Below are 15,769 nucleotides of genomic sequence, written 5' to 3' on the forward strand. Positions count from 1 at the left end.
AAATCGGGCGGAACGGTACATTCAGACGGCGCGGCGCGGCGGATTTCGGCTCAGCAGCGGGGCCAGCCTGGGGCCGGATCAGTACTTTTTTTCGACCACCGACTCGGCGGTGACGCGCAGCATGGTGTGCGATTCGGGCCGCCGCGAGAGCACCGCGCCGTACAGCATCTCCAACACCAGCGCCTGCGAGGTCAGTGTCCCCAGCACGCTGTCGCTGAGCGGGTCTTCCTGGGTCGAGGTGAACAGCACCGCGCTGGCGTAACGGGTGATCGGGCTGCGGGCGCGGTGGGTCAGCGCCACGGTGTAGTGGCCCTGCGAGTGCGCCAGGTGCAGGTGCTGCACGGTGTCGATGGTGCTGCCCGAACTGCTCAGCCCGATGACCACGCCGCCCCTGGGCGCGGTGCTGATGGCGACCGCCGCCAGGTGCGGATCGGTATGCACCAGCGCGGTGATGCCCAGCCGCATCAGCCGGTGCGCGAAATAGATCGCCAGCAGCCCGCTGTTGCCCTGGCCGGTTAGGTCGGCGCGGGGGGCTCTGGCCAGGCGGTCAGCCACCTGTTCGAGCACTTCGGGGTCCAGAAGCTGGGCGGTGTCTTCGAGCGTTTGCGCAGTCTGGGCCACCAGGCGGCTGGCCCGTGCCCGCAGACCGCCGCCCTGGGGAATGGGACGGTTGCCCCGGCCCAGCACGTCGGCGGCCAGCGCGATCTTGAAGGCGTGAAAACCGGCGAAATCCAGCTTGCGGCACAACCGGGTGATGGTGGCCTCGCCGACGCCGACGCTGGTGGCCAGTTCGGTAATGGTCTGGTGAACCACGTTCTCGGCGTCTTGCAGCACGTGGTCGGCCACCCGCCGCAGGCTGGGCGAGAGGTTGTCGGCCTGCAACCGGATACGACCCAGGGCGCCGCCTGGAGGCGAGAAGCGGGAGACGAGGGTTTGGGTCACGCGGCCTCCGGGGCGACTGGCAAAAGGGCGACTGGCAAAAACGGGCGGGCGAACGAACGGTTACTTCGCGGCAGCATCTCGAACACCACGACGAGCTTCGGCTACACGGCAACGACGAGACAGCCCTGAGCGTGTCTCAGGCGCCGCCGAGCTTGATACTGGCCGTGAAAACAGTCTGAAGGTAAAAATTATTTTTGTCAAGCAAGAGGTGCGGTCTGAAAATTTCTATCGAATTCGAGCGGCGGGTCAGGGGAAGCGGGAAGTGGGTCGGCGGGAATGGTCGTGGACAGGCCGCAGCTCCTTTTATCCGCCGCGTCCATACACTGTGTTCAGTAGCTGCACTGTGTTCAGTAACTGGGGCAGGCTTTGCCCGAAATGCGGTAGCGGTCTGCCCGGCTCAGATTGACGGCGTAGCCCAGGTCTTGCAGGGCGGCCAGGGTAATCAGGCTGATGGGATTGACCCTATCGGTCACGTCGCCCGCCGCGCCCGACAGGATCTCGGAGCAAAACAGCGCCCCGGCCCAGTGGCCCTGGTCGGGGTCCAGCGCGATGCCGCTGCCCTGGCCGCCCAGCGCTGTGTAGGCGGCCAGCGCACGCGGCGCGGTGTAAAACCACTGCTTGCCCACCTTGCGCACCAGCGTCCGGCCATCCGATTCGCCGCTGAGCGACACGCGCTCGCCCTGCGTCCAGAGGGTGCCGACGCCCAGCGCGTGCAGCAGCTCGTGAATCATGGTGTCGAGCAGTTCGGGGGCGGCCTGGAGGTCCAGGCCCCGCGAGTTCAGGTCGATGGCGCCGTAGATCGGCAGATAGGTCTGGTCGTGCAGGTCGCAGGGCGTCGAGTCGCCGTACACCTCGTCGCCCAGGTCCTTGACCACCACGAACACGAAAAACCGCTCCACCTGTTCGCGGATAGCGGGCAGCCCCTTGTCACAGGCGCCGCCCGGCAGATCGAGCGCCACCGGCTGAAATTTCGAGGTAAGCAGGTTGGAGACCCGCGTGGCCGCCTGCTGCAAAATGACCTTCTGGGCGCCGCTCAGGGGTTTGCCGCGCAACCTCAGCTCGATGACAAACGGGCTGCTGGCGCTGCTCAGCACCGTCTGGCTGCCCGCCAGGCTGCGGGCCAGCGCCGGGTCCACCGAGCGGGCCTGCGCGTTCCTGGCGCCCAGCTCCGGAACCTTGTCGGGCATTCGTGCGCCAGGAGCGCTCAGCCCGCAGGCCACGCTGCACAGCATCAACAGGGTAGTGGTCATGCTCGCCGTGCGCCGCCTGTGCATCCTGGCCTCAGCTTAGCGCCTAAGCGGGCGGGGGTCCGGGCGGGCGAGGGGAGCGTCCACTGGGCGGCGCACCGGGCATCAAAAAACAGGAACAGATTTCTCCGTTCCTGCCTCGCTGGTCGAGGCGACAAGATTTGAACTTGCGACCCCTACCACCCCAAGGTAGTGCGCTACCAAGCTGCGCTACGCCTCGTCATTGCGAAATCGTCACTGCGAATGACGCTCAAACCAGCGACAGCCAGTGTACCGGGCTTTGGGGGCAGGGTCAAGTCGCAGCGGAGGGTCGTCCGTAGTTCAAAATCTCCTGAGCGCTGCGTCGTCCTCGGTGATCGGGGTCATAATCGCCCTGATACCCCAGGGGCGGCCCTGATTCAGCGCCCTGTTCGCTTTGCCGAGCGCGGCCAGACGGAAATACAGCGCAAAGAATTGATGCTCGATCTCCAGCGCCTCCTCGGCTGTCAGCCAGGTGATGATGGCCCCTGTCGTCGCCAGCGTCTGCGGTCCCTGCCAGCCGGTCAGGACGCCGCGCAGCTCCGCGTCGTAAAAGCATTGATCCACATCCGGCCCTTCTTCTCCAACAAAGAGCCGGGTGCCCCATTCGCGGTTGCCGGAATCCTTCAAAGCCCGCTCGAATTCTCTGGCCAGCGCCGCATTCAGCATGGCGTCGAATGGGCCGAATTGCCGCTGGAGATTCTCCAGATAATCGGCGTCCGGGTGCAGTGACTGCGGCACGAAATAGGCGCTGGCACTCGCCCGGTAGTGCGCCACCGCCCGACCTGAACGCGCCTGGCGCTTTGCTACGCGCAGCAGAGCTACTTTTTCCAGCGCCTGCACGTCGCGGTGGACGATTCGCAGGTCCAGTTTCAGCACCCGCGCCGCGCCCGACACCGTTTGCTCCGCCGCCAGGAAGCAGCCCAGCACCCGCTGCACCCGTGAATGCAGCAGCAATTTCACCTGCTCCGGTGCGCTAACGCGCTGGATGCCCACCTGGTCGCTACTCACATTCGTAGCTTACGCGGCGAGTTGAGGGAGGCGCAAGCTATAGCTATGAATAACCTCCTTCGTGAAACTGCCGCGCAGGACCATCTCGAAGCCCTCTACGCCCAGGCTAAGGCGGCCAGGCGAGCCGCCGAGTGCTGCGCACCTGGTCCACGTCGCCTGCACCGCCACGTCTGGAGCCTGTGGCTGGGGCGCTGGGGCCTGAGCGTGGTGCTGCACCATCAGGGCTGAGGGCGGCGCCCAGTCTGGACGCTCTAAGATGAGCCTATGACACTACCGGGCGTGAGCCAGGCTCAGTCGGCCTCCGAGCACATCTCCAACAAGATCGCCGCGCTCGCCGACTGGCGCGGGGCCGCCCTCGGCAGCGTGCGGGCGCTGATTCTGGAGGCCGCGCCGGACATCACCGAGGAGTGGAAGTGGGGCGACACGCCGGTCTGGTCACAGGGCGGGATCGTCTGCACGGGCGAATCGTACAAGAAAGTCGTGAAGCTGACCTTCGCCAAAGGCGCGTCGCTCGAAGACCCAGCCCGACTGTTCAATTCCAGCCTGGACGGCAAGGTGCGCCGCGCCATCGACATTCATGAAGGCGAGGAGCTGGACGCAGCCGCCTTCAAGGCGCTCATATGCCAGGCCATTGACCTCAACAGTGCCAGCAACAGTGCCAGCAACAGTGCCAGCAAGAGTGCCAGCAAGTCAAACCCCTCAGAAAAAGCGAGAGGCCCACTTCAGTAAGCCGTTCGCCGGATATGAACACCATCCAGCGTTCACACGGCTCAGCTTTACCGTAAAGCCCTCCTCACCGCGTCGAACTGCTGGACGTGACTGTGGATGGTGGCTATCCCCAATGCTCAGAGCGGCGGTCAATGCACGCTCACGCCCCGTATTTCTGCAACTTCAGCGCGTTGGCCATCAGCAGCGGCATCACGTCGGTGCCTCTGCGCAGGCCCAGGCTGCCGTTCAGGGCCTCGTCCTCGGTGTAGCGCACGGCGGGGTCGCGGCGCCCGTACTGGCTGCGGATCAGCAGCGGCACCGGATGCCAGGAGTGGGTAGAGAGTTTGCTCGGCGTGCTGTGGTCGCCCACGATGCAGATCACGTCGGGTTCCAGGGCCAGGAGCTGCGGCAGCAGCGCGTCGAACAGCTCGATCTTCTTGACCTTGGCGGCAAAGTCGCCGTCCTCGCCCGTGCTGTCGGTCTTCTTGACGTGAAAATAGAAGAAATCGTACTCGGCCCAGTGGGTCTTCAGGGCGTCCACCTTGCCCTGGAGGGCGTCTTCCTCGCCCTGAACGTCCAGCACGTCCATGCCGACCAGCGAGGCCAGGCCCTTGTACATCGGGTAGGAGGCGATGCAGGCGGCCCTGAGCTGGTAGATGTCCTGAAAGCTGGGAAAGTGCGGCACGTCCGAGTAGCCCCGGAACAGCACGCCGTTGACCTGGGGCTCACCCTTGAGGGCGACCTCGGCCTGCGCCACAAAGGCGTTGACGAGGGCGGCGGTGGGCGTGCTGGCCTCGTCGTGTCCGGCTGCGACCAGCGGCGCCACGCCGGTCTCCTGTGGGTCCACGTCGCTGAGGTTGGCACCCAGCGGCGTGCCCTGTGCCCGGAACACCACCACGAAGCGGTGCTCGCTCTCGGTGTAGATTTCCACCGGAATGCCGTTGATGGTCTGGATGGTGCCGCGCAACGTGGCTACGATCTCGGCGTTCTTGGCGTCGCTGGGGCGCCCGGCGCGGCGGTCCTCGATGATCCGCCCATCCATCAGGGTGGCGAAGTTGCCGCGCACCGCCACGTCACCCGCGCTGAGCTTGACGCCGATGCCCACGGCACTCAGTGCGCCGCGCCCGACCACGAATCTGAGCGGATCGTAGCCGAATAAGCTCAGGTGGCCGGGGCCGGAGCCGGGGGTGATGCCCGCCGCGACCAGTTCGACGGCGCCGAGTTGCGAGGTGCGGGCCAGGGCGTCGAGGTTGGGGGTTTTGGCGCTGGCCAGTTCGGTGTCGCCGCCGAGTTCCAGCGGCAGGCCGCCCACGCCGTCCAGCACGACCATCAGAATCTTCTCATCGGTTTTCTTGGCCAGTTCACGAATGGTATCGATCATGTCGGCGAGTTTACGCCGCACAGGTCAGGGGCGTGTGGAGGCTGTCTTGAGAGGCTTGTGGCTTGAGAGGCTTGTGGCGTGTGGCGTGTGGCTCGTGGGAACGGCGAAAAGCTTACGAGCTGGTAGGCCGATGACCGCACGCCTGGAAGAGTACCTGCACAGCAGAAACGCTGATACTTCTGCGATCTTTTTCCACACGCCACAAGCCACAAGCCTCACCTCAGCACCGTCATGCGCAGCAGGCCGTACAGCGCCAGCACGGCGCCCAGCACCTGAATCCATCTCTCGCTCCCGGCGTACCAGAACGCCAGGGCGCCCAGCAGCACGAACATCAGCCCGATCAGCGCACTCGCCACCGGCTCGGCGAAGCGGCCCGCCGCCGCGTACAGCACGAAACCCACAGCCAATCCCAGCATGCCCAGCAGCGGGCGAAAACGGTCCATACAGAGGAGTTTAGAGCAGTACTCCGAATTACGCCACGGGGAAAACAGCCTCCCCGCGCCTCCATTCTGCGTCCTGCTCGGTCAAAACTACTCGCTCCGCTCGGTCATAAAAAGACCCTTTTTATGACATCTGCTCTAGGGGAAGTGGAAAGTAGGAACAGCGCCGGAAGTCAGGGACATCCCACGTAACCACTCTCGTTTCGAGCGGGAGAGCACTGGCAGGACGCGCCAGGCGGGCGCTGAAGCTCTTATCGACCACCAGCCAGGCCGACGGTGGCAAAGAACTCTGCCCCACAACCCATACCCCTCTCCCCACAACCCCTCCATCAGCTCTCCATCAAGCTCAGCCGGTATACTCGGTGCCGTCTCCACAACTCTGCTCACCCACCCCCGGAGGACTTCCCCATGCGTACCCTGAAACTCGCGGCCCTGTTTGCCCTGACGACCACCCTCTCTCTGGGCGGCGCGGCTGCCGCTGGCCTGAGCGACGCCCAGGCGCTGCTCGATCAGGGCAAGTGGCAAGACGCCGCCACCCAGGCCACCGCCCTCAAAACGGCGGAGGGTTTTGCTCTGGCGGCGCAGGCGACCACCTACGGCGCCAACCTGATTCCCGACGACCAGAAACGAACCCAGTTCGAGCAGGCGCAGGAACTGGCCAAGCAGGCGATCAGCCTGGACCCCAACTCCGCCAACGCCCACTTCGAGCTGGCCCGCGCCGACGGGCGACTGGCGCAGTACAGCGGCATTCTCAGAAGTCTGGGCCTGGCTGGTGAGGTCAAGCGCGAACTCGACACCGCCATTCGCCTGAATCCCAAGCTGGCGGGCGCCTACGTGGCGCTGGGGCTGTGGAACGCCGAGCTGACCGCCAAAGGGTTCCTGGCGACCCAGGCCACCGGCGCCAACCGCTCGCAGATCAACGTCAACTTTCAAAAAGCCATCTCCATCGAGCCCACCACGCCGGTTCACCGAATCGAGTTCGCCAACGCCCTGATTCTCCAGAACAACAAGGCGGCGGCCACGGCCCAGCTTCAGCGGGCGATTGCCCTGCCCGCCAACACCTTCTGGGAAAAGCGCGACCTGGAAAGCGCCAAGGCCAAACTCGCCACGCTGAAGTAAGCAACCGACAGCTCACCGGGCGCCTCGTGATGCTGGGGCGCCCTGCTTCGTTACCTGGCCTGCTGACTCTGCGGCGCTTCTGCGGGCCAGCCGAGGCTGCGGGCGGCGGCGTATCCGGCCCCGCCCAGAGCGAGGGCCGCCAGCCCGGCACGCATCAGTGTCAGTCTGGTCAGTGTCAGTCTGGTCAGTCTCAGTCTGGGCAGTCTCAGTCTGGGCAGGCCCGGCCAGCGGTGAACCCGGACCAGTGCCCGCGCCGTGGTCTGCGGCGGCCCGAAGTCGCGCAGGGCGGCACTCCAGGCGGCTGGCGTATCCAGCATCAGCGAGTGGTCGAGCATGCGCTGGTGCAAATTGGCGTGCAGCTCGGCTGATACGTCGGCCCGCGCTCTCCGGGGCAGATGCCGGGTGGCCGCGCTCAGGTACGCCCGCACGGCGCCGGGAAGCTCAGTTACCACGTATTCGTTCACCACGTATTCATCTACCATAGTGCCCTCAGCGCCGAGTCGAAGCGCACGTAGGCGTCGCGGCGGCGGGCCAGTTCAGCCAGGCCAGCGGCGGTCAGGGTGTAGTAGCGCACCCTGGGGCCACCACGCGGCGGTGAACGTTCCTCAGCCTGGACCCAGCCGGATTTTTCCAGCCGGTGCAGCGCCGGGTACAGACTGCCCGCGTTCAGCGTCAGCAGGCCGCCGGTGCGGGCGTCCACTTCCTTGCCGATCTCCAGGCCGTAGCGCTCACCGCCCTCCAGCACGCTGAGCAAAATCAGGTCGAGGTTGCCCTTGAACAGGTTGGGAAACAGGTCGGCGTCCACGCCCCTCAGTCTGGGCTATCAGTGACTGATAAGCGTGAGAGCCTGGGGAGTGACTGGTTACTGCGGCGCCTGCTGCTGCTGTTGAGGCTGGCCCTGAGGAATCAGGCCGACCTGAAACTTGGCCTCCTCAAAGCCCTTGCCGTCGTTGACGTACTGGCAGTTGAAGGTCGCCTGGCGGGTCGGAATACCGCTGCCGAGCAACCTGGCGTCGCTGCTCAGCGACCAGCCGGGCGTGCGGGTCGGCGCCGTGGCGCCAGCGGCGGGCGCACTCAGGGCGCCGCCAGTGACGCCGCCCACCAGATCGCGGGCCACGTAGGCGACGTTGAGCCGCTGTCCGCCGGGCCGGGTGGCGAAGTCGTCGAGCTGCTTTTGCATCTCCGTTTTGCAGCCTTCCAGAAACTTGTATTTGCTGATGCCGTTGGCTTCAGAGTCGCTGAGGTACGGGTTGTTGCGGATGGTCAGCGCCGTGACGAAACCCAGCAGCGCCAGGCTGAGAACAATCGCCAGCCACAGGAAAATGCGGCCCACCGGGCTGTGGGTACGGGAAGAATGTTGGCTCATCTTGCCGCCCAGCATAGCGCGGCCTCGCGGGGCAGATGTTCGCCGTCTCCCCTTTCGGTGACACTCCACACCAGACCTTGCGTTCCTATGTCCCTAGGAATACTATGGCGTTAGCAGAGGGCGCCTCCATTCGCCGCCCGACTGAAGGAGACGTTATGGACGCCAATTTACTGCGGGGCCACCTCGACCTGATTTTGCTCGGAGCGCTGGGCGGCGGTGCCAGGTACGGCTCACAGATCATCAGCGAGGTCGAAGATCAGACCCAGGGCTATTTTCAGTTCAGGGAGGGCAGCCTGTACCCGGCGCTGCACCGGCTGGAAAAGCAGGGTTGGGTGCGCGGCGAGTTTCAGGTGTTGCCACGCGGCGGCAGCCCAGTCAAGTTCTACGCCCTGACGGCTGCCGGGCAAAGCGAGCTGCGGCGCAGGCGTGAGGAGTTCGCCCGCTTTACCCAGGCTGTGGGCACCGTGCTGGAGGGTGCATGAACCGCACCGAGCGCTACCTGAAGCGGGCCACCCTGGGCCTGTGGGGCCGTCGCCGCCGTGAGGCTCAGATGGAGTTGCGCGGCATCGTCGAGGACAAGTTGTGGCGTTTTGAGCACCTGGGACTCACGCCAGACGAGGCCGAGCGCCGCGCCCTGGCCGAGCTGGGACCGGCGCGGGCCGTGGCAGGCGGGCTGAGCCGGGTGCATATCGTGCCGGTGGGCGTGCAGGGTGCCTTGCTGCTGGGCGTGCTGGGGATGCTGGGTGTGCAAGTGGTCGCGTCAGCGGCGGGCGTGCGGGCGACGATGCAGATGCCGTCGTATGGAAAATGCAATTTCGACGAGGCGTTCGTGAAATCGCTTCCCGCCCAGGAACAGCAGGCCGCCCGAAACTACCTTACGCGAGTGGGCCGCTCAAGCGTGGAAGCGCTGTGTCGTGAGACTGCGCCTGGCTTGTTGACCTATCTCAAAATTGACGACTTTTTAGGCGCCTTAAAATCTGCTGGCGTGAGTGTTACACCGAAAGATGGAAGTAAAAGCCAATATAGATACCTTCTTAAGTTTCCAGGTGAAGTATTCCCAATTGATTTCGATTTTTCAAAGATTGGCGCTGGAATTGTCAAACAGGACGGAGATTACATAGAGGCAGGTCTTCTAATCAGCTTTCTGAAGGAGTATTTCAGTTTTCCGATAAGTATACGTGGGGTTGAAAATCCAACGCTTCGCATATCGGATGTCAATGTACAGTTGGGAACGGCGACGACGCCCTTTCGAGCAGCGAACGTACTGGCGCCTGTGGTCACAGAACAACTACGTGTTGACCAGCCCGAACAGTTCAAGGTTTTGATCAAGGAAAACGGCGTGGACACTGGCAGATTTTACGCCCGAATCGGCACTGGACCAGACAGTGGCGCGAAACGTGGCGTGAGTTTGACTGTCAGTGCGCCTGACAACACTTTCTACGGCGTGTTGCTGAGCCAGTACAATCCAAAAGCACCTGGAATGCATAGCGACCTCTACCAAATCGCCATTCGCCCGGCTCAATCTGGCCGACTCTGGCTCGGCAGCGGGCTGGAGCCGACGCGCCTGGTGGGTTCGTTTGCCGACTTGCAGAAGGCGCATACCGGTGGGGGGCAGGTGGCGCTGCTGCTCAAAATCACCTCTGGCGGCGATCTGCGCGACGTGAAATACGAGATCGTGCCGCCCGCACAGGTTCAGCTCGTGCCCGCCAGGCCCTGATTCGCGCCTCACACCTCCGGCAAAAACCCGGCCACCCGCTCCATCAGGTCGCGGGCGGTCAGGTCCAGCCGCACCGGAGTCACGCTGACAAACCCGTCTTCCACGGCGCCGAAATCGCTGTCGTCCGCGTACTCGGCGCGTGGCTTGCCCGACACCCAGTGGTACTCGCGGCCCTCCGGGTCTTGCCGGGTCACCAGCGTGTCCTCGTAGCGGTGGTCCGACAGCCGGGTCACGCGGGCGCCTTTGATGTGCGGCGGAATGTTGACGTTCAGCAGCGTGCGCGGCGGCAGACCGTGCTCAAGCACCCGCGCGACCAGTTTGGCGGCGTAGGCGGCGCCGGGGGCAAAGTCGTAGTCGCCGCCGCTACTGATCTGGCTCAGGGCAATCGCCGGAATACCCAGCGCCAGGCCCTCGATGGCCGCCGCGACGGTGCCGGAATGGGTCAGGTCGTCGCCCATGTTGGCGCCCAGGTTGATGCCGCTGACCACCATGTCGGGGCGGCCCAGCAGGTTCACGCCCAGCACCACGCAGTCGGCAGGTGTGCCGTCCACCCGGTAGGCCGGAATGTCGCCGAAACCCGCCGCCGCCGTGTGTTTGAACCTCAGCGGGCGCCGGAAGGTGATGCCGTGCCCCACGCCGCTCTGCTCCACGTCCGGGGCGACCACGTAGACGTCGGCCACCGCCGCTATGGCCAGGGCCAGCGCCTTGATACCCGGCGAGAAGATACCGTCGTCGTTGGCGACGAGCACACGTTTACGGGCCGGATGGGGTTCGGGGGAGGTCATGGAGCGTAGGCTAGCGCGAATCGGTCAGACTGTTTTCTAACCAACCCTGGTCACCCCTGATGCGCCGAGAGGGCCGCCCCGATCACGCCCGCGTCACCGGCCAGCAGGGCGCGGCGAATGACCACCGGGGCGAAGGCCGCGCCGTATTCCTGGGCGTAGCGGTTCACATGCTCGAAAAAGTAGTCGCCCACCGCCGCCACGCCGCCGCCGATGACGAACACCTCCGGGTCGATCAGCTTCTGGATGTCGGCAATCGCCACCCCGATGTGCTTCATGGCCTGCTCGACCACCCGCCGCGCCTGCGGGTTGCCCGCCTGGGCCAGCGCAAAGGCTTCGGCGGTGCTCACCTCGCGGTTGAGCGCATAACTGGCGTCGCGGGCAATCGCCGTGCCGCTGGCGACGGCTTCCAGGGCGCCGTCTAAGCCCGCGCCGCTGACCGGGCCGCCCGGCATCACGGTGACGTGACCCAGCTCGCCCGCGATGCCGCTGTGGCCGCGCCAGAGTTGACCACCGATGACGATGCCGCTGCCGATGCCGGTACTGACCGTCACGTAGACGCTGCTGCTGGTCCCTTTGGCGGCGCCCAGGGTAGCTTCGGCCAGGGCGGCGGCCTTGGCGTCGTTCTCCAGGGTCACGGTCTGGCCCAGGCGTTCGCGCAGGCCCGCCACCAGCGGCACGTCGGTAAAGCCGTAGATGTTGGGCGCGAACTTGACGCCGCTGCGGTCAGCCGTGAGCGGCCCCGGCACGCCGACGCCCACAGCGTGCGCGTCGGGATGCAGCAGTTGCAGCGCCCGCACCTGGGCGGCGATGGCGTCGAGCACGGCGACCCAGCCGGTTTCGGGGGTCGGTTGAACGTGGCGCTCGTGCAGGTGCTCGCCGCGCAGAACGCCGGTGGCGATTTTGGTGCCGCCCACGTCCACGCCGATGCTGACCCGCTCCTGTGAGAATGAGATTGACATGTTGGCTGACAGTCTAGCCTGGCCTGGCAGGAGTCCTTTCATGCCGGAGGCCAGTTGTTTATCATGCCGGAGGCCAGTTGTTTATTCCTGCTCGGCTTCGGTGCTCAGGCGGTCGAGCAGTTCGTCGGCCTCGCGGTGCTGGACTTCGGGGACGTACAGGCCCACGTCGCCCATGTAGCCGCCGGTTTCGATCTCGATGACCGGCGAGGCCATCACCCACTGAAACGGGGTCCGGATCACGCTGACGATGCCGTGGCTGCTCAGGGTCCGGCGCAGGCTCTCGGCGATCAACCGGGGCAGGGTATCGAGGCGCACCCAGACGTCGCCCTGGTACATGGCCCGGTCCGGGGCGCCGAGAATATCACCGCCGGTCACGGCCCGGTCACGGCTACAGGCCCGGTTACAGGCCCAGTCACAGGCATGAAGGTCCAGCTCGCCAGTCTCGACATGCTTTGTACTGTAGAGCACCCAAGCGCCCACGGACGCCGGAGCAGTTGGGAAAATGGTCTAGACTACGCGGGTGAAACTGCGTCTGCCGCACTGGGAGGAAGTGCGCCGCCTGCCTCTGACCATGATGATCGCCAGCCTGCTCGCGGCGCTGGGCATCGTGCAGATGTGTTTTTTGCTCGGCCACGGCATTTACCGCTCCGTGACCTGGCAGCAACAGACCACTCAGGTACGCGCCCAGGAAGCCCAGCTCAGGGCCGACGTGCAGATTTTGCAAGACGCCCGCGACCGCGCCAGCGACCCGGAGTATCTGAGCGCCCTGTCGCGCTGCCTGGGCTACGTCGGCAAAAACGAACAGGTGCTGGTGGCACAGAGCGCCGAGGAATCCAGCCTCGGCAATTGCGACCCGGTACGCCTGCCCTGAACGCCTGCTTGGCCTGAATGCCCAGTCGGCCTGAATGCCCAGTTGACCTAAACAAAAAGGCGGCTGGCGTTGCCCGAAAATCATTTTCCACCCAGCATGTTATCTAGAAAACCGGCCTCTCTTCATGCGGCGCCAGAGTGGCAGCAAGTGTCGCCCTGAACCTCATAACGGGGCGCCTGCTCATCGGTACCCCCGGCGCCTGCCCCCAGGATGCGAAATCTCACGCTCCGGATGAGCGTAAATCTCAACTGCCTTGAAGAAAGACGCTATACTCTCAAGCAGGAGCTGTTTCAGGTCAGAGGTGCTGGACTCTGAATGTTCGCCTGGACGTTCGCCTGGTTTGGGGGGGGCCAGCCGGGAAAGTGAAGGCGCCGCAAGTAAGCCGTGGGGGAGCAGCGTTCAGGTGGGCAGCAGGCCCCCCCGATGCACTGCGCGAGGTCGAGTTGAAGCAGATCACCATTCTGGCACAGCCCGCAGCACTCAACGAGCGGCGGCAACGGCACCAGCAGATTTTCAGAACGGCGCTGCTTCTCAGCCTGCCGCTGGCGCTGGTGGTGGGCTGGGGCTCGCTCAATGGGTCGTTGCCCGTGTGGTGGACGCTGTTTTTGCCCTTACCGGTGCTGCTGATCTTCGCGTTGTGGGAGCGCCGCCGCCGCCAGTCCTCGCGCTACGAGGCGGGGGTGCTGGCGCTGCTGTGCCTCAACGGCGTGGCCTTCAACGTGCTGCGCCTGATGGGTACGGCGGTGCCCAGCAGCACGCCGGGCTCGTTTGCCGATCTGAGTCTGTTGCTGCTGATGGCGGGCGTTTTCTTGTTTCAGCGGCCCCGCTGGGTGCTGGCCACCGCCGCGCCCTACGCCGGGTTTCATCTGATGGTCAATCTGATACTGACCCTGCATCAGCCGTCCGCCGCCCGCTGGGTCAATCTGCTGATGCTGATGACCACCCTGGCGCTGTTCTCGCTGCTGTACATGTACCGCCGCTGGTGGGAGGAAGCCCACGAATCGCAGCGCCGCTACCAGACCCTGGCGTTTACCGACGAGCTGACCACCCTGCCCAACCGCCGCGCCCTGCAAGGCGTCTGGAAGACCTACAGCGCCCGCGATCAGGTGGCGGTGATGATGGTGGACATCGACCATTTCAAACAGGTCAACGACCGCTACGGTCACGCCGAGGGCGACCGGCTGCTGTGGCTGGTCGGCCAACTGATTAGCGCCCAGCTCGCCGAGCACTCGACCCTGACGCCGCCGATGCGGGCTCAGCGCAAGGCCAGGGTGGGGCGCTGGGGCGGCGAGGAGTTTCTGGTGCTGCTGCCCAACTCCACGCCCACCCTGGCCTTCATGATGGCCGAGGCGATCCGCGAGGCCGTCGAGCACTCCGACGCGGGCGTGCCGCTGACCGTCAGCCTGGGCGTGGCCCTGCGCCGGGGCGGCGAGGACCTGGCCGATACCGCCGTGCGGGCCGACGCGGCGCTCTACCGCGCCAAGCATTCAGGCCGCAACCGCGTGGTGCTGTACGAAGACAGCGGCACCGACCCCAACCGCCAGACCGCCGAGCTGATCTACGAGGAACACCAGCCGGTCCAGGGAACGCCCAGAGATCTTCAGACGTTCTGAGGGCTATTGCTGGACGGCGCACGGACTGGAATGGATCGGGCTGGAATGGATCGGATGCCGCCGCTCAGCCCCGGCGCAGCTCGCGCAGTTGCCTGTAAAGGGCCTGCTCCTCGTCGCTGAGACTGGCGGGCAGCACCAGATTGAGCTTGACGTACAAATCGCCCGCGCCCGCTTTGCCCGGCCAGCCCTGACCCTTCAGGCGCATCCGGCGCCCGCCGCTGGTGCCTGCCGGAATGTTGAGGGTCACGTCGCCCTTGAGGGTCTGGACCCGCACGCTGCCGCCCAGTGCAGCCACGTCCACCGGCACGTCGGCACTGGTGCTCACGGTGTCGCCCTCCAGGTCGAACTTGCCGTCTTCGAGCACCCGGATGGTCAGCAGCACGTCGCCGCCGCCCGGTCCCTGCCCGGCCAGCCGCAGCCGGGCGCCGTCGCGGGTGCCTGCCGGAATGCGGACCTGGAGGCGCTTGCCCTCGATCTGAATGGTTTCCTCGGAGCCCGCGTAGGCTTCCTGCAAGGTGACCTGCAACTCGCCTTCCACGTTCTGCACGAACCGCCTCCCGCCGCCCATCCCCGACATCAGGTCGTCGATGTTGACCTGACCCTGGTTGCCCGCGCCCCGGAACCCGCCGCGCCCGGCCTGCCCGAACAGCCCCTGGAAAAAGTCGCTGAACTGTGACGGATCGAAGCCGCCCATATCTGGCCCCGCGCCGCCCGCACCGCCCCAGGCCCCCGGCGGCACCTGTCCGGCGTGACCGTACTGGTCGTAGAGCTTGCGCTTCTCGTCGTCGGAGAGCACCGCGTAGGCTTCCCCGATCTCCTTGAAGCGCTCGGCAGACTTGGCGTCACCGGCATTCTTGTCGGGGTGGTACTGCTTGGCCATCTTGCGGTAGGCACTTTTGATCTCGCCCTCGGAGGCGCTGCGCGTCACGCCGAGGACGTCGTAATAGTCTTTGTAGGCCACTGGGGCACCTCCTCAGGCGATTGGCGGGCGTGCAGGAAGAGCGGAAGTGGGGAGTGGGAAGCAGGGAAAGAGCTGGGACTTGCCGCTTTTTGGCTTTGAAACGGCGATTGTTCGATTCAACCACTCACGCTTCTAGGTCGGGCAAAATGAGCGCCGCGATTGCCCTTAATCTGTTCCCACTCCCCACTCCCCACTTCCCTCAACCCTTCCTGCTCACCACCACCCGCGCCGGGCGCACCAGCCGCTCGCCCATGCGGAAGCCGACCTGGAAGACCTGAGCCACGGTGTCGTCAGTGTCGCCGGGAACGACTTGCAAGGCTTCGTGCCACTGGGGGTCGAACGCTTCGCCTTCCTGGCCGGTGGCGCTCAGGCCCAGCTTCTCGAAAACGCTGAGCACCTTGCCCTGCACCGCCTGCATGCCGGGAATGAGTTTGCCTGGGTCGGCAGTGCCCATCTCCAGGGCACGGGACACGTCGTCGTAGATGGGCATCAGGGCCTCGGCGGCGCGGGCGACACCCTTGTTCTCGGCGTCCGAAACGTCTTCCTGGGTGCGGCGGCGGTAGCTTTCGAAGTCGGCGGCCAGGCGACCCAGACGGCCCCGCAGGTCGGCGTTCTCCTTTTCCAGCTCGTC

Annotated in this window: 20 protein-coding genes and 1 tRNA gene; 7 read left to right on the top strand and 14 right to left on the bottom strand. The window is 65.3% G+C overall.

Annotated features, from left to right (window positions below):
• Positions 1-78: 78 nt before the first annotated feature.
• From Q0R23_RS13570 to Q0R23_RS13585, 4 genes are all read right to left on the bottom strand, one after another.
• Positions 79-942, bottom strand: coding sequence for a MurR/RpiR family transcriptional regulator (locus Q0R23_RS13570; RefSeq protein ID WP_293913819.1), 864 nt, complete (start codon positions 940-942; stop codon positions 79-81).
• Between the two features lie 347 nt (positions 943-1,289).
• The gene (locus tag Q0R23_RS13575; protein WP_293913821.1) at positions 1,290-2,192 is read right to left on the bottom strand and encodes a hypothetical protein; all 903 of its coding nucleotides are present in this window, start codon (positions 2,190-2,192) and stop codon (positions 1,290-1,292) included.
• Between the two features lie 140 nt (positions 2,193-2,332).
• Positions 2,333-2,409, bottom strand: a tRNA-Pro gene (locus Q0R23_RS13580).
• Between the two features lie 101 nt (positions 2,410-2,510).
• Positions 2,511-3,218, bottom strand: coding sequence for a hypothetical protein (locus tag Q0R23_RS13585; RefSeq protein WP_293913823.1), 708 nt, complete (start codon positions 3,216-3,218; stop codon positions 2,511-2,513).
• Positions 3,219-3,263: 45 nt separating this feature from the next.
• On the opposite strand from Q0R23_RS13585, the gene Q0R23_RS13590 reads away from it, so the two are divergent.
• Positions 3,264-3,446, top strand: a complete 183-nt coding sequence (locus tag Q0R23_RS13590) for a hypothetical protein (RefSeq protein ID WP_293913825.1) — start codon at positions 3,264-3,266, stop codon at positions 3,444-3,446.
• Between the two features lie 36 nt (positions 3,447-3,482).
• The gene (locus Q0R23_RS13595) at positions 3,483-3,947 is read left to right on the top strand and encodes a DUF1801 domain-containing protein (protein ID WP_293913827.1); all 465 of its coding nucleotides are present in this window, start codon (positions 3,483-3,485) and stop codon (positions 3,945-3,947) included.
• Between the two features lie 139 nt (positions 3,948-4,086).
• Here the strand turns inward: Q0R23_RS13595 and Q0R23_RS13600 are convergent, their stop codons facing one another.
• Together Q0R23_RS13600 and Q0R23_RS13605 are read right to left on the bottom strand one after the other, a co-directional pair.
• Positions 4,087-5,307, bottom strand: a complete 1,221-nt coding sequence (locus tag Q0R23_RS13600) for a 2,3-bisphosphoglycerate-independent phosphoglycerate mutase (RefSeq protein ID WP_293913829.1) — start codon at positions 5,305-5,307, stop codon at positions 4,087-4,089.
• Positions 5,308-5,522: 215 nt separating this feature from the next.
• Positions 5,523-5,750, bottom strand: a complete 228-nt coding sequence (locus tag Q0R23_RS13605; RefSeq protein WP_293913831.1) for a hypothetical protein — start codon at positions 5,748-5,750, stop codon at positions 5,523-5,525.
• Positions 5,751-6,155: 405 nt separating this feature from the next.
• Here Q0R23_RS13605 and Q0R23_RS13610 point away from each other — a divergent pair, with 405 nt between their 5' ends.
• The gene (locus Q0R23_RS13610; RefSeq protein WP_293913833.1) at positions 6,156-6,866 is read left to right on the top strand and encodes a hypothetical protein; all 711 of its coding nucleotides are present in this window, start codon (positions 6,156-6,158) and stop codon (positions 6,864-6,866) included.
• 50 nt (positions 6,867-6,916) lie between these two features.
• On the opposite strand, the gene Q0R23_RS13615 is transcribed toward Q0R23_RS13610, so the two are convergent.
• The 3 genes from Q0R23_RS13615 to Q0R23_RS13625 are packed head-to-tail and all read right to left on the bottom strand — an operon-like array spanning position 6,917 to position 8,232.
• Positions 6,917-7,348 carry a hypothetical protein gene (locus tag Q0R23_RS13615; protein ID WP_293913835.1) on the bottom strand — a complete coding sequence of 144 codons (432 nt, stop codon included), beginning with the start codon at positions 7,346-7,348 and terminating at the stop codon, positions 6,917-6,919.
• The gene (locus tag Q0R23_RS13620; RefSeq protein ID WP_293913837.1) at positions 7,342-7,671 is read right to left on the bottom strand and encodes a PadR family transcriptional regulator; all 330 of its coding nucleotides are present in this window, start codon (positions 7,669-7,671) and stop codon (positions 7,342-7,344) included. The genes Q0R23_RS13615 and Q0R23_RS13620 overlap by 7 nt, the downstream gene beginning before the upstream one ends.
• A 57-nt stretch (positions 7,672-7,728) precedes the next feature.
• The gene (locus tag Q0R23_RS13625) at positions 7,729-8,232 is read right to left on the bottom strand and encodes a hypothetical protein (protein WP_293913839.1); all 504 of its coding nucleotides are present in this window, start codon (positions 8,230-8,232) and stop codon (positions 7,729-7,731) included.
• A 155-nt stretch (positions 8,233-8,387) separates the two neighbouring features.
• Between Q0R23_RS13625 and Q0R23_RS13630 the strand changes: the two genes are divergently transcribed.
• Entirely contained in the window at positions 8,388-8,714 is a 327-nt protein-coding gene (locus Q0R23_RS13630) for a PadR family transcriptional regulator (protein WP_293913841.1), read from the top strand.
• Positions 8,711-9,949, top strand: coding sequence for a hypothetical protein (locus tag Q0R23_RS13635; RefSeq protein WP_293913843.1), 1,239 nt, complete (start codon positions 8,711-8,713; stop codon positions 9,947-9,949). The genes Q0R23_RS13630 and Q0R23_RS13635 overlap by 4 nt, the downstream gene beginning before the upstream one ends.
• A gap of 8 nt (positions 9,950-9,957) precedes the next feature.
• On the opposite strand, the gene surE is transcribed toward Q0R23_RS13635, so the two are convergent.
• The 3 genes from surE to Q0R23_RS13650 all read right to left on the bottom strand — a co-directional run bounded on the left by surE (position 9,958) and on the right by Q0R23_RS13650 (position 12,029).
• A complete protein-coding gene (surE, locus tag Q0R23_RS13640) occupies positions 9,958-10,734 on the bottom strand; it encodes a 5'/3'-nucleotidase SurE (protein WP_293913844.1) in 777 nt (258 codons plus the stop codon).
• A 50-nt stretch (positions 10,735-10,784) separates the two neighbouring features.
• Positions 10,785-11,693 (bottom strand): ROK family protein, encoded by a 909-nt coding sequence (locus Q0R23_RS13645; protein WP_293913845.1) that lies wholly within the window; start codon positions 11,691-11,693, stop codon positions 10,785-10,787.
• 81 nt (positions 11,694-11,774) lie between these two features.
• Positions 11,775-12,029 (bottom strand): hypothetical protein, encoded by a 255-nt coding sequence (locus Q0R23_RS13650; protein WP_293913851.1) that lies wholly within the window; start codon positions 12,027-12,029, stop codon positions 11,775-11,777.
• A 184-nt stretch (positions 12,030-12,213) separates the two neighbouring features.
• Between Q0R23_RS13650 and Q0R23_RS13655 the strand changes: the two genes are divergently transcribed.
• Complete coding sequence (locus tag Q0R23_RS13655; RefSeq protein ID WP_293913846.1) at positions 12,214-12,564, top strand: septum formation initiator family protein; 351 nt, start codon at positions 12,214-12,216, stop codon at positions 12,562-12,564.
• A 443-nt stretch (positions 12,565-13,007) separates the two neighbouring features.
• Positions 13,008-14,177, top strand: a complete 1,170-nt coding sequence (locus Q0R23_RS13660) for a GGDEF domain-containing protein (protein ID WP_293913847.1) — start codon at positions 13,008-13,010, stop codon at positions 14,175-14,177.
• A gap of 64 nt (positions 14,178-14,241) precedes the next feature.
• Here Q0R23_RS13660 and Q0R23_RS13665 read toward each other — a convergent pair whose 3' ends face one another.
• Entirely contained in the window at positions 14,242-15,138 is an 897-nt protein-coding gene (locus Q0R23_RS13665; RefSeq protein WP_293913848.1) for a DnaJ C-terminal domain-containing protein, read from the bottom strand.
• A gap of 199 nt (positions 15,139-15,337) precedes the next feature.
• The coding region (locus Q0R23_RS13670; RefSeq protein WP_293913850.1) for a nucleotide exchange factor GrpE at positions 15,338-15,769 on the bottom strand (432 nt) is incomplete at its 5' end.

This window comes from Deinococcus sp. (genome assembly GCF_025362455.1).
GTDB lineage: Bacteria > Deinococcota > Deinococci > Deinococcales > Deinococcaceae > Deinococcus.